General features: G+C 60.6%; 12 protein-coding genes. 2 read left to right on the forward strand and 10 right to left on the reverse strand.

From position 1 onward, the window contains the following. Positions 1 to 50: 50 nt before the first annotated feature. Positions 51 to 1,745: a ShlB/FhaC/HecB family hemolysin secretion/activation protein gene (locus ACVWZ5_RS10995; RefSeq protein ID WP_457340605.1), complete on the reverse strand. Its 1,695-nt coding sequence runs from the start codon at positions 1,743 to 1,745 to the stop codon at positions 51 to 53. Between the two features lie 144 nt (positions 1,746 to 1,889). Beyond that, positions 1,890 to 2,789 (reverse strand): DMT family transporter, encoded by a 900-nt coding sequence (locus ACVWZ5_RS11000; protein WP_457340606.1) that lies wholly within the window; start codon positions 2,787 to 2,789, stop codon positions 1,890 to 1,892. Between the two features lie 133 nt (positions 2,790 to 2,922). On the opposite strand from ACVWZ5_RS11000, the gene ACVWZ5_RS11005 reads away from it, so the two are divergent. Beyond that, positions 2,923 to 3,360 carry an Lrp/AsnC family transcriptional regulator gene (locus ACVWZ5_RS11005; RefSeq protein ID WP_062574726.1) on the forward strand — a complete coding sequence of 146 codons (438 nt, stop codon included), beginning with the start codon at positions 2,923 to 2,925 and terminating at the stop codon, positions 3,358 to 3,360. A 21-nt stretch (positions 3,361 to 3,381) separates the two neighbouring features. Here ACVWZ5_RS11005 and ACVWZ5_RS11010 read toward each other — a convergent pair whose 3' ends face one another. The 8 genes from ACVWZ5_RS11010 to ACVWZ5_RS11045 form a co-directional block, all read right to left on the reverse strand. Next, complete coding sequence (locus tag ACVWZ5_RS11010) at positions 3,382 to 4,527, reverse strand: cupin-like domain-containing protein (RefSeq protein ID WP_062574727.1); 1,146 nt, start codon at positions 4,525 to 4,527, stop codon at positions 3,382 to 3,384. A 27-nt stretch (positions 4,528 to 4,554) separates the two neighbouring features. Beyond that, a complete protein-coding gene (locus ACVWZ5_RS11015) occupies positions 4,555 to 5,667 on the reverse strand; it encodes an SbmA/BacA-like family transporter (RefSeq protein ID WP_172402416.1) in 1,113 nt (370 codons plus the stop codon). A gap of 126 nt (positions 5,668 to 5,793) precedes the next feature. Beyond that, entirely contained in the window at positions 5,794 to 5,949 is a 156-nt protein-coding gene (locus ACVWZ5_RS11020; protein ID WP_155721678.1) for a hypothetical protein, read from the reverse strand. Positions 5,950 to 6,276: 327 nt separating this feature from the next. Beyond that, entirely contained in the window at positions 6,277 to 6,447 is a 171-nt protein-coding gene (locus tag ACVWZ5_RS11025) for a hypothetical protein (RefSeq protein ID WP_155721679.1), read from the reverse strand. A gap of 745 nt (positions 6,448 to 7,192) precedes the next feature. Further along, positions 7,193 to 7,522, reverse strand: coding sequence for a hypothetical protein (locus ACVWZ5_RS11030; protein ID WP_155721680.1), 330 nt, complete (start codon positions 7,520 to 7,522; stop codon positions 7,193 to 7,195). Positions 7,523 to 7,894: 372 nt separating this feature from the next. Continuing rightward, positions 7,895 to 9,307, reverse strand: a complete 1,413-nt coding sequence (locus ACVWZ5_RS11035) for a TolC family protein (RefSeq protein ID WP_062574731.1) — start codon at positions 9,305 to 9,307, stop codon at positions 7,895 to 7,897. Further along, positions 9,304 to 11,457, reverse strand: a complete 2,154-nt coding sequence (locus ACVWZ5_RS11040; protein WP_062574732.1) for a peptidase domain-containing ABC transporter — start codon at positions 11,455 to 11,457, stop codon at positions 9,304 to 9,306. The genes ACVWZ5_RS11035 and ACVWZ5_RS11040 overlap by 4 nt, the downstream gene beginning before the upstream one ends. A gap of 10 nt (positions 11,458 to 11,467) precedes the next feature. Further along, positions 11,468 to 12,721, reverse strand: a complete 1,254-nt coding sequence (locus ACVWZ5_RS11045; RefSeq protein ID WP_062574733.1) for an HlyD family secretion protein — start codon at positions 12,719 to 12,721, stop codon at positions 11,468 to 11,470. A gap of 250 nt (positions 12,722 to 12,971) precedes the next feature. Between ACVWZ5_RS11045 and ACVWZ5_RS11050 the strand changes: the two genes are divergently transcribed. Next, positions 12,972 to 13,199, forward strand: coding sequence for a response regulator transcription factor (locus ACVWZ5_RS11050; protein ID WP_081100324.1), 228 nt, complete (start codon positions 12,972 to 12,974; stop codon positions 13,197 to 13,199). The last annotated feature ends 142 nt before the right edge of the window (positions 13,200 to 13,341 follow it).

The raw sequence follows: 13,341 nt of genomic DNA on the forward strand, positions 1-13,341 counted from the left end.
CAAACTCCAGGCGCGGGCGGCGGTGTCACGGGCAAAGGGTGGGTCGGGACTCAGAAGAACGCGTCGACTCGGAAATAGATCGGGTGTTCGCGGCGGGTGATGACGTCAGGGCGCTCCAGCGAGCGGGCGAAGGTCGCGCTGGCGGCGAAGTACTGGCCGCGCACGTTGAACTCGAAGGCGTTGCCGCTCAGGCGACCATGGTCCTGGCCATTGCCGTGCTGACCCTTGATCACCCCGGCGTCATAGGCGAAGGCCATGCCGTATTCGCGCAGCCACGGCTGCAGTGCTGCCCAGGTCACAGGGCGGCGCCAACGCAACTGGTTGCGCCAGTAACCGCCGCTGTCGCCGGTGAGGGTCTGCTCCTTGAAGCCGCGCACCGAGGTCAGCCCGCCGACGCTGATGCGCTGGCCACTGTAGAGGGCGTCTTCGCTGCGCTGGCCGGTGGCCAGGCTGTCGAAGCTGAACTGCTCGCCCCACAGCTGGAACGGCTGCAGGTAACTCAGGGTGAGGGTGTACTTGTTGTAGCGCGCCACCGGTTCGTTGCCGCGCGGATCGCCCGCGCCCTGGGCGTCGAGCGCGCCGATGCCCTGCTGCCAGCCGGCATCGAGGTTGACGAAGGCGTTGCCGATGCGCCGGCCGTGGTTGACGCCCAGCTGGCGTTCGGTGATACGGGTGCTGGAGACGTCGATCAGGGTGTCGTCCAGGTAGTTGCGCGCACGCAGGTGGCTGACGCCGGCATTGACCGCGGTCTTGCTCAGGCTGTCGCGGTGGATCACCCGTTCGGCCTGGAACTGGTGCACGCTGTTGTCGCCGTCGAGCTTGAAGGGGAAACCGCTGGAGGTGTCGCGGGTGCGGTAGTAGTTGTGGTTGTAGCTATAGTTGAAGGTCCACCAGCCCCACGGCAGGCTGTAGTTCAGGCCGTGGCTGTCGGAATGGCGCCAGTGGTCGCTGACCACGTCGCGCCCGCCGCGCAGGCTCAGCTGATCGGCCAGGCCCAGCGGGCTGTCCCACTCCAGGCCGAGGTTCATCTGCTGTTCGCCACTGCTGGCGTCACCGTTGTTGTGACGGCTGGCGGAGACCCGCCAGGGCTTGTCACGCTGGCCCTTGAGCTGGACGCGACTGCCGCCGACCTCCTGGCCGGGGATCAGCTCCACCTCGACCTGGCGTGAGGGCAGGCGGCCAAGCTGGTCGACCATCTGTTCCATGTCACGCAGGTTGAGCACCTCGCCGGTATTGCCGGGGAAGGCCATGGCCATTTCCCGAGGGCTGGCCAGGGCGGAGCCGTCCAGCCCTTCCAGGCGGCCTTCGACAATGATGATCTGCAGCACGCCGGAGCCCAGGTCCTGCTGTGGCAGGTAGGCACGGGTGGTCAGGTAGCCACGGTTCAGGTAATGGTCGGTGATGCGCTTGAGCAGGTCGTTGAGCTGGCCGACTTGCAGGCACTTGCCTTCGTAGCCTTCGAGCAGCGCCTTGCGCTGTGGCTCGTCGAGCAGGCTGGCACCTTGCAAGTCGATGCGCTGGATCTGGAAGCAGCGCCCTTGCTCGGTGGGCTGGGCGGGCGCCTGCGGTGCCTGCCTTCCCGGCAGTTGCTGAAGCTCCTCGAGACGCTTGCGCTGCTCCTGCAGCAAGTTCTCCTGGCGATCGCGGATCAGGTCACGGTCGCCGGGTGTCTGGAACGGTGCGGCACCGGCGAGCAAAGGCAAGAGTACCAGGCCTGCGGCCAGGAAGCGGGTAGGAAGGGGCATGGGGCGTGTCCATCACTTAAAGCCGAGCGCATCACTGCGAAATAGTCGCGCAGGGTACTAGAGGACAGCAGTGCTATCAATAAGCCACCTTTCCCCTGTATTGCCGGATAAGTTCTCTACGCCGGGAAGCCGCCCGTCATTGCTTTACTGTTGTCGCGCAGGCTTGCCGGCAGGCCGGAACCACCACCCCTGCTGCATGCCGGCAGCAGCGAGCAGAATCAGCCCGACTCCCAACCACTGCAACGCTGCCAGGCGATGGTCGAAGGCCAGCCAGTCGACCAGGATCGCGGCGATCGGGTAGATGAACGACAGCGCTCCGGTCAACGCCGTTGGCAGGCGCTGGATGGCGCTGTACAGCAGCACGTACATCAACCCCGTATGCAGGATGCCCAGCGTGACCAGGCTGCCAAGCGCCGGCAGTTCACCCGTCAGCCCGCCCAGTTGCACCCAGGGCGCCAGCAGCAGGACGCCGGTGCTCACCTGGATCAAGGCAATGAGGTGCGGCGGCGTGCCGGTCAGGCGCTTGATGATCAGCGCCGCCACGGCATACAGAAACGCCGCACCCAGTGCCAGGGCGATGCCCTGCAGGTACTCGCCACCACTGGCCTGCCCCGCGCCGTGAGCGCTGACGATAGCCAGCATGCCGAGGAACGCCACGCTCAGCCAGGTCAGCTTGGCCACGGTGATCTTCTCGCCCAGGAACAGCGCCGCCAGCCCCACCAGCATGAACGGCTGGACGTTGTACACCGCGGTGCCGATGGCGATCGATGCCCGCGAGTAGGAGGCGAACAGCAGTACCCAGTTGCCGACGATCGCCACCCCGCTGGCCACCGCCAGCAGGAAGGTGACGCGGGTCAGCACGCCCGGTTTGAGAAAGCCCATGGCCGCGCAGATCAGCAGCAAGGTGCCGGCGCCGAACACGCAACGCCAGAACACCACCTCCAGCACCGGCTGCCCGGACACCAGCACGAACCAGCCAATGGTCCCGGAGATCAGCATGGCGGCGATCATTTCCAGCGAACCACGGCGCAGCGAATTGTCCATCTCACACCTCCTGTCGACGATGGGCACAGTATGCGGAGGGTCGGGGGCGACCTTCCAGCGGATAACCAAGGCATATCGGTGCTCTCGCCTTTACTATCAAGGCATTTATTGAAAATCACCTAACGAGGTTGCCATGACCGATACCATCGACCAGTTGCTGATCAACGCCCTGATGGAAGACTCGCGCCGCTCGCTCAAGGCCTTGGCGCAGATCAGCGGCCTGTCGGCGCCCAGCGTCAGCGAGCGCCTGCGCCGCCTGGAGGAGCGCGGCGTGCTGCGCGGCTATACGGTGGAGGTTGACCCGCGCTGTTTCGGCTACCAGTTGCAGGCCATCGTGCGCATTCGCCCGCTGCCGGGGCAGTTGCAGGAGGTGGAACGGCAGATCGTGGCCATTCCCGAGTTCACCGAATGCGACAAGGTTACCGGCGAGGATTGTTTCATCGCCCGCCTGCATGTGCGCTCGATGGAGCAGCTGGACACGCTGCTCGACCGCCTCAACGTGCTGGCCGAGACCAATACGGCAATCATCAAGAAAACGCCGGTGAAGCGGCGGTTGCCGCCGATGGACTGAGAAGGTCCGGCAGTGCAGACGTCAGCCGACGCATACTTCAGCCGGAACACGCACCGAACGTGTCCAGAAGTTGATCGAGAGCGACGTACTCAACGACGTGACTTGATGAAACCAGCCTTCAGGCAAGAACAGCAGGTCGCCGGGCCCCAGCTGAACGGGCAGGAATTCCACATTCCGGGCTGTCGGGAAATCCTCCCAGTTCGGCTTGTCCGGATTGAAATCACATCCTTCCAGGCCTCCATCCGGTGAAGTCGCCCAACTGCCCAAGGCCTCGCGATGATGCGGTGCGGCCAGCAGTATCAGTTTCTCACCCCACACCTGGGCAAACAGATTGTCGCTGTCATCTCGGTGAAGTGGCGTCAGCGTGCCCTTCGGGCCCAGCCAGAACCTTGGCGCTATGTACTGTGAGCGCTCGAACCACTCGGGGAACTGGATCAAGTGCAGCCATTGCCGCGGCAACTGGTTGTTTCCCATATACGCGGCTGGTTCGTCGCTGGCCGGTTGGTCTGCCGGTTCCATCCCGGCGACGAAATCCACCACCCTGGTGGCCTTGAACTCACGCCCGGAAGAGAACGCATGGTCGGCGTAGTATCCGTGCCGACTGATGCCCTGTACGTCGGCAAAATGCTCCAGAGCTTGCCCCATCGACATCTTCGCCAATGGCCAATCATCGAGTGCCGAGCTGAGCACCAAGGGTTTACCGAGTGCCCGGTACCGAGTTGTGAACTCGTGTAACGAAAGCTGTCGCGCGGCACGCCGCTCGATCCCTCCACGCATGTCCAGACGAGCCGATAATTGCTCGCTGAAGCGAGGCTGGGCCGGGTAGCGGCAGTCCATCTCCACCCCTACACTATCGCCGCCATGCAATGCTCGACTGACCAAGCGCGGAAGTAATGTCGCCAGACCGAGGCGGCCGTCGATTTTCAGCCGCCCTTGGGCGAAGAGCGCTTCGATATCGGACTGCCCCTGCATGATTGCGAGAAACACTGACGTGTCCATGGCGATGGTCACATCTGCCTGTGGATGCATGCCCGTATGAACCTGGGTGCAAGCCGGCGCACGCACCCAGAAGTGTTGCTGCCCGGAAAACACGAACTGGAAGGTACCGGCAACCCCCACTTCATTGGCTCGCGCAAACAATGACGACAGCGCGGATTGCACTAACATGTCGACCTCCGATCAAGTCGCTTCAGGCTACTTTGCCAAGACAGTTCCGTGCCCACGCGTCACACCCTCCATTTCGGAGCGTTCGGCCAATGCGCCATCGAACGAGATCAACCTGTCCGTCGTGGCTTTCCAGTCGGCCAGACGGTGATAGGCATTGATGAACCAGCTGAGATTCTCGCAAAGGTTGCCGAACGCCGAGTTGATCTGCATGACGTCACCAAACTGTATGGCACCGGAAAAGAAGCGCGGAACCGCCAGCAGGCTGCTGAACACCAGCGAGAGCTGGCTGTAACTCTCGGTGAACAACGAAAGACGCATCTTCACGCGGATAGTGCGGCGCATGTTGGCCAGGCTGACATCGAGCTTTTCACTGATGCGGTCTTTTTCGCCATTGCGGCCTGACGGATCCTCCTGCTCGCAGGAGTGGTCACGGAAGCGGATGAGGAAATATCGCAGGTCCGCCTCGGAACGCTGTTGGTTGTTGCTCAAGGAGACCAGTTTGAAGCCAATTTTCTGGCTGATGAACGTGCCCAGCAACGCGTAGAAAATGGCAGCCCAGAACATGTAGGCGGGGATACTCAAGCCCCACAGTTGCGCACTGCCTGAAATGCTGATCAATACCACGCTGAACGAGACCACGCTGGCCAGGGTGTAGAACAGGCCGCAGGCCAGATCGATGGTCTCGAACGTGAATTTGTTGATGTCCTCGGCGATGCGCTGATCGGGGTTGTCGACCTGCTGCTCGATCTGGTCGGGGCGATTCGACTCGACCACCCATGCCGACAGATAGTGATTGGTCAACCAGCGCCGCCATCTCAATGCGAAGACGTCGACCCAATAGGTGATCAAGACAGAGCGCATTACCGACAGCAGTACGATGGCAACGAATACCAGCACCAGTCGATAGAAGGAATAGGCATCGAGTGCCTGGATGGCATTGTAGAAGTGCTTGTACCATTCGTTGATAGCCAACGCGGTGGCTACGGCCAGCAGCGACAACACCGCCAAGGCCGCCAGTGAGCACCAGGCGAATAGCTTCTCTTCACCCTTCCAGTACAACGACACCAAACAAAAGGTCTTGCGCAAAAAAGACGCATCTTCAGGGACGCTATCATTCCCGCTAGCGATTTTCGAGTTCATTGACATCACGGAATAAATTTCATTATTAGCGGAGTGTGTATCACTCCTTATATACAGCCTGCACGCACAACCAGAGCCTTGCGCGCAGGGTCGCGAACCGGCCACAGAAAACCAAGAGCAACTGCCTTATAGTTTACTTCCACGCAATACTCGTAGCGACAGCGTTATCACCACCGACATCAATGCGTATTTGATGAATTTATCAAGCATCCAATAATCGGCAGCCGTACCCACGGCTATTCCGATCAAGATGATTACGACCATCGCACCGAAAGCATTCATCAGTACTACTCCAGATCATCTATCGTCTGACTTTTTTGTCGAAACAAGGCCATATGCCACTACTCACAGTCAGTGTATCGCCACCCGGCCGCACCCTACACCCTACAGGTGTAGGGATGGTGCTAGTTGGCTCGCCCAGTCGAAAAGAAGCTGAAACACCCCAGCGAATCCGAGATATTTCAGCCTCTTTCTGACCTTGCAGCGCTCAACCGGTCAAAATTGACCGCGCTGCCTGCCCTGATGGTGGGCCATCGAAAGCACTTTGCAGCCACCCTGTTGTTGCACAGCTGCAAGGCAATTGAGCTTTACACGCGAGCAGCAACGTGCCTAGAACCACTTGGACAACGATGGGTGAACAACAAAATAAATGAACAGGTAGATTACCGGCACCGATACCAGCCCCAGCACGCTGTCAGTGTTCCAACCAAACCTGCCCTTCAGCAAGCCGGCGACCTTTTTGAAAATCACTGCCAACAGCAAGGCCGACAGCAAGTCCATAACATATATCAACCTTCCCTCCATCCTGTGAGCATTTATTCAACTTGCCATCGTGAGAAAAGAACTGCTCTCACCTCGAAATCACCACCATCGGGATAGACACTCAAGCACCCGTCGAACCACTGCCCCACAAACGCGATCCATTACCTGTAATCACTCCGCCAGCAAAACCTGTGGTCGTCCCCGCAGCAATGCTGCCGATGCCGGCAGGGCCGGTAACAGCGCCTATCAGAGCACCAGCCCCTGCCGCCAACGCCAGATCAGCTCCATTAATACTTCCACCACCGGTCTGGCTACCGAGATAAGTAGCAACTCCAACTGCCGCACCACCGACTGCCCCAGCAGGACCAAAGGCGCCTGCTACCATCTCGAGTTCTTCTACTGTGATATCTCGCATCATTAAACCCCCTATATTTTTTTGAAAAGATATTTAAACTTCAGTCTTTCGACTACGCTCGCGAACTGCCAACTATTCAAAACGAAAATTTCGACAGCACAAGTTTCGCACAGACAGGCCGGTCGCTCACCTGACATAAAAAAGCAAAAATTGCAGACCGATCTCCGCCATCAACACGCAGTTTATCGCCGCCACCTCACACCCTACAGGTGTAGGGATTGTTCTACGCATGAAAAAATTACATCAACCTAGTGTGGTTTTTTTGCAAATACCACACTGGACACCCTCGCTGTAACCGTCCTGGTGACGTTCATACTGCACGGCTTAGCGCGCAAGCTCATGCTGCGTCTATACCGGTAACGGAAACAGCTTGGCACAGAGCAAAGCTACCGAAATCGCGATGGGGATCATGATAACTGCCTTGAGGGCCTGAGGTACGCTACGTCGCCTAAAGCGCTCAAACCCGTAGAGAAGCAGGCGCGACAATGCCAGCACGATCATCCCCCAGGCAAAAATATTAAAAAACTCATGAAACGAAAAAACTTCCATTACCTCATCCTTGTTCCGTGAACCTTCAACGGTCTTCGTAAACATTGTCTGCCCGAAGCCCCGACCCAGAATGGCCGGGGCTGCATCAAACTCAGGCGCCGCTGGATCCTCCTCCTGCACGGGCAACATATCCGCCCGCCAACCCTGCATAGATACCTGCCACCGCAAGGCCTATCGATTGAGCTGTAGTGGTTGGTGTATAGAATCCTGCAACCGCACCTGTAACCATTGCACTGGCAGCACCGCTCCACGTGGCAGTCGTACCAGCGCCAGCCTGGGCTCCGACATAGGCAGCGCCCGCCGCAACTGCGCCGGCGGCAGCCCCCCAAGGTCCTACGGCACCAGCTACTGCTTCAAACTCTTCCGATGTCAACTCTCGCATTTCCATATCCTTAAAAAATTCATACCTGGACGCCGCCTGAGCGCGGTGAACTTCACATTGCTCAGGCATAAAGGCCGTGGCAAGCAGACACCGCTCGCCAGACCTGCAAGCAACTGCACTCAGAGCGCCCAGAACCCCAGGCGCCCCAGGCTCGCCGCCAGACGCAATCGCGCACGGTGCCAACCATTCAATGCAGCAATATGCTCCTGCTCCGCCATTGCATAGGCGGAAGAAGCATTGAGCAGCTCGATCATGCTGCCCACTCCAGAGCGATAACGGCCCTGGACCACGTTTAGGGCGAGCATTGCCTGCTCGACCCACTCGGCGGTTCTGTCCAGCGCTTGGGTCTCGATACCCAGCGCCTGGTAACTGGCCCACAGCTCCAACGCCACACGCTGTCGAACATCGGCCAGTTCTGCTTCCTGGGCCTGCACCCTGGCCCGGGCACCCCGAACCTGATAGGTACGCCCGAACCCTTCGAACAGCGGGATGCTGAGCTGAACCCCCACACTGTTGTCACGGATATGGCTATCGCCGTTATATTCCATGGTCTGATGGGTCGTGACATCCGATAGCGAGGCAATCAACGACAGCGATGGGCGGCCGGCAGCCTCGCGCTCGGCAACGGCTGCCTGTGCCGCCTCCAGTTTCGCCCTGGCGGCGATCAACGCAGGGTGGTCGTTGCCTGCCTGCTCGAGCAGTGCATCCAGGCCTTTGACGAAGGCGGTATCCGGCCGTCGTGTCAGCGTTTGCGCCAGAATCAGCCGCGTCTGCGGCGCCAGCCCCATGCGCAAGGCGATCTGGCCTTTGGCATCACGCACCGCGCCCTGGCCGCGAACCAGGTTCAGGCTGGCCTGCGAGTAGGCGGTCTGCGCCTGGAGGCGGTCGCTCAGCGCGGCGGCGCCAGCGTCGAACTTGGCGCTGGCATCCTTGAGGTTTTCAGCGGCCAGCGCAGCAACCTGCTCGGCGGCCCGCTGCCTGTCCTGAGCGGCCAAGGTGTCGTAATACAGGCTGGCTGCCTGCACAAAGGCCTCCTGCAAGCGCTCATCCTGATTGGCATTGGCCGCCACCAGCAACTGCCGCGCATTGCGCAGGTCGGCTTCACGCCGGCCGGAATCGAACAGCACCCAGCTCAGGCTCAGACGATGGTCAAGCCGACGTTGGCGTCCCTGGACCGAGGCGTCCACCGCTTCGTAATGGCTGTCGTTGCGCCCACGGCTGTAGGTGGCTGTGGCATCCAGCCTGGGCAGGTACGCCGACTGCGCAACCCCGACCTGCGCCGCCTGAGCCTTGGCCTGCGCCCAGGCGTGCCGGGCCTGGGGGTCGTGGCACAACACCCGCTCGACCATGACCTCCAGGCTGAGCACCTCTGGTAGCGCCCCATCCACGCAGGCCGTACCCAGGCCTGCGCCCTGAAGCATGGCCGCAGGCGCCACGGCGTCGGCGGTCGAGAACACGTCCAGTGCAGCGGCACAGGACGCCCATGTGCATAGAAGCACCAGCAGGCAACGATTGAAGACACCTGCACTCATGGCGTGACAGCTTCGTCCAGGTACGACGACACGCTCGCCACCCGCTGATCAAGCACCATCCGCCCCGCCTCGAGACGCACTACGCGATCTGCGGAAGCGATCGTCTCGGCGCGGTGGGCAACGATAATTCGGGTCACGGCGAGTGCCCGCACCGCAGCATTGACCCGCTGCTCACTGGCCGCATCGAGATGGCTTGTCGCCTCGTCAAGAATGAGGATATCCGGCCGCTTGTACAGTGCCCTGGCCAGCAGCAAGCGTTGCTTCTGGCCTCCCGACAGCACCGTGCCCATGTCGCCCACCAAGGTGTTGTAGCCCATTGGCATGGCCATGATTTCGGCATGAATGGCCGCCATGCGCGCGCATTCCATGGCCCACTCCAGGTCGGGGCTCGATTCGAAGAAGGTGATATTGTCCGCGAGCGAGCCGGCGAACAGGCAGTCGTCCTGCATCACCGTGCCAATCCGCCCGCGCCAGGACGCCATGTCCAGTTGGCGCAGTTCATGTCCGCCCATGCGAATCTGTCCGCTGGTGGGCGGCAATATCCCCAGCAACACATTCACCAAGGTACTCTTGCCGCACCCAGAGGCACCGGTGATGGCAACGGACTCCCCGGGCGCAATGCGCAGGTCAATGCCATCGAGCACCAGCGGCTCGTGCTCGGAGTAGCGATAGCTCAAGCCCTGGATGTCGATGGTCATCTGGCGCGCGGGCCAGTCCACGCTCTGAGGGGCGTCCCGCTGTTCCTCGGGGGGGTGCATGACGATGTCGGCCAGCCGCTCGCCCTGCAAACGCAACATGTGCAGTTCGAACAGATGATCTACCAGACTAGCTACACGGCTGACGAACTGCCCCTTGTACGCCATGAACGCCATCAGCACGCCCACCGTGAAGTGATTGTCCATGACCAGCGATGCACCTAGACCGATGGTGCAAAGATTCTCCAGGCCGAAGATCAGCGCGTTGAGCTGGGTATAGAGCAACTGCAGTTTCTGCGTGCGCAATCCGGCGTTGATCTGGGCCACCAACAACCCGAGCCAGGTGGAGCGCCGCTCGCCTTGACGCTGGAACAATTTGAGCGTGCGTACCCCTCGCAGCGTTTCGAGGAAATGGCTCTGCTGGCGTGCCGCATGAACGATCTGTTCCTCGCTGGCACGGCGCAGTGGGCCATACCACGCCCAGCGAACCAGGATATAGGCCACCATCGCCAGTACAGCGATCATCGCCAGCGACGGGCTGTAGAGAAACATCAACACAAGGGTGGCGACAGTCATCAGGCCGTCGAGTATCGCCGAGAAGAACGCCGCGGTCAGCGTATGCTGAATCTGATCGACAGCCCCGAAGCGGGACACCACGTCACCCAGGTGACGCTTCTCGAAGTACTGGATCGGCAGACGCAGCAGGTGAGTGAAGAGGTTCGCCCGCCACTGCACGCTGAGCAACGTGCTCATGTGCATCATGACCCAGGCGCGCGTGGCGCTGACCAGCTGCTGCATCAACAGCAACAGGCCGAAGCCGATCATCAGCGTGGTCAGCAGATCCCGGTCCTGGGTGACCACCACGTTGTCGAGGGTCCATTGCAACAGGAACGGACTGACCAGCGAGAACACTTCCAGCACCAGCGCCAACAGCAGCACCTGGGCCAAGCCACGGTACAGCCCGCTCACACGGCCGAGCATCTTGGTCAAGCCCAACCGGGGCTTGGCGGCCTGCTGCGCGAAACCCTGCTCGGGCCATACCTCCAGGGCAACACCGGTAAAGCATTCGCTGGCTTGGGCAAAGCTCAGCTGGCGTACCCCTTGACCGGGATCATGCAGGGTCAGGTGCTGCCCATGGACAGCCTTGAGCACCACGAAATGGTTGAAGTTCCAATGCAGCACACAGGGCAGCTTGAGCTTGTTCAGATCGCTCAGCTCCAGCCTGACCGCACGGGTGCCCAGGTTGAGGCGCTCGGCAGTCTGCATCAGTTGCCTGAGGGTGATGCCTTTGAGCGAAACACTGAACTGCCGGCGCAGCTCCATCAGGGTCGTATGATGGCCGTGCATGCCTGCGATCATGGCCAGGCAGGCCAGTCCGCACTCGGTGGCCTCGGTCTGCAGGATCAGCGGGAGACGGCGCCCCAGGCTCGGGGTGATGGCGTCGATGTAGTTCATGCGTCCATTCCTAGAGTTTGCCCGTCAGGCTGTAGAGCGGTTCGAGCACCCACTCGTAAAGACGCCGGGTTTCCTGCAGCACATCCGCCTCGACCAGCATGCCGGCCTGCAATGCCCGGGACTCCCCGTACGCCTGCACCGACTGCCTATCGATCGCCACGCGAATGCGATAGATCTGTTCACCGTTGCCTCCCAGGCCGGGCACGCTCCCGACCACATTGGCAAGCTCGGCAGCGGAAAGCGTGGTCCTGGACACCGATATGACCTGGCCATGGTGCTGGCCAAATTTCTGATAGGGGTAGGCCTGGTAGCGAAGCAGTACCGCATCGCCCGCCTGGATAAAGCCAATGGCTTTGCTGGGGGCATATAGCTCTGCCTGCAGGTTGGCATCCGCCGGTACCAGGCTCATCAGCGCGCGCGAACTATCCACCACCTGCCCCGGCCCCACCAGGATGGCGGTGGCCACGCCTGGCTGGGGCGCCGTAATGACCAGCGAGCGCTTGGCTTCGCTTTCGATCAGCGCCTGCTGCACCGACGACAGCGATCGGCGAATGCTGGCCAACTGATTACCATGCAGCGCCTCCAGCCCTGCCCGTTCATGCTGTCGCTCGACCAACTGCTGCCTGAGCACGGTCGATTCGCGCACCAGGCCCTGAAGACTCTGGCGCTGCCCCAGAAGCTCGGCCTGGCGCTGTTGAAGCTGGTCCATGGAGATATAGCCCTTATCCATGAGCCCCTGATAGCGCTCGGCCGCATTGCCGGCCAGTTGCACGAGCCGCTGCTGGCTGGCGATCTGCTGCGCCAGCGTGTCCAGTTCCTGAGTGAGGCTTCGCAGCTTGCTATCCAGACTCTGCCGCGCCTCAACCTGCAGTTGCTGCTGCTTACGCAGCTCTTCCTCCAGGGAACGACGCTGGCCCTGAAGCTGATCGCTGACCTCTGCCTGGACAGGCCCCGAGTCGACCGAGCGCTCACTGGAAATCAGGAACAGCCGCCCGCCCTGCTCTACCTGCTGCCCTTCCTCGACGTAACGTTCCAGCACGACACCGTACTGCGACGAATGAATTTTCAACTGTCCGGACGACGGCACCAGCTGGCCAGGAACGGTGCTACGCCTTGTATAACTGCCATAGAAGAAAAAACTGACGACCATCAGCGCGAGCAACAACGCCACGACTGTCATCACGGTGAAGGAAACAGGCCTGACCAGCACGATGTCACCCAGCCAGGTGCTCTGTCGCGCAGCCAGCGCTTCGCTTCGAAACAAGGGGGCCTTACCTGTCACGCAGTCATCCTTTACCCGGCCGGGTGGCTTCACACCGGGCCCGACCTCAGCGGGTCGACTTGATTACGAAGGTGCCCTCAAAGGACAACAAGCAAAAATCATGTGCGGCCCAACTAAATTTTTGACGCCGTCGCTCGTCCCCCCCCACCATGAACAGGACAGCACACAGAGCCACTTGACTTTGTCATCCGCCGCCTGACATTCGGCAACCGCAACACAAAGGAAACATGCGTTGAACATCACGGAACGAGAACACGACGTTATTCATTGCTTATCGAGAGGGTTGACCAACAAGGAAATCGGACAACAACTGGGTATCAGCCAACACACCGTCAGGGACCATTTGTCCTCGGTATTCAAAAAGCTGAATGTTGGCAGCCGCATTGAATTGGCCATACTGTTCAGCACATCAAACGAACCCCCGCCCTCGCTTCAACACAAAGCCGCAGGCAATACGTAATTATTCACATTCTTGAAGCGCAGGCCATCCTACACCTGTAGGGTGGCACTTTGATATGCCAGCAGGGTATAAACGTCAACATGCCCGCCTTGCAGAGCCGCGCGCCGTAACGGGCCTCCCCGGCCTTGACACGCCTCGACTA

The organism is Pseudomonas sp. TE6283, assembly GCF_054060555.1.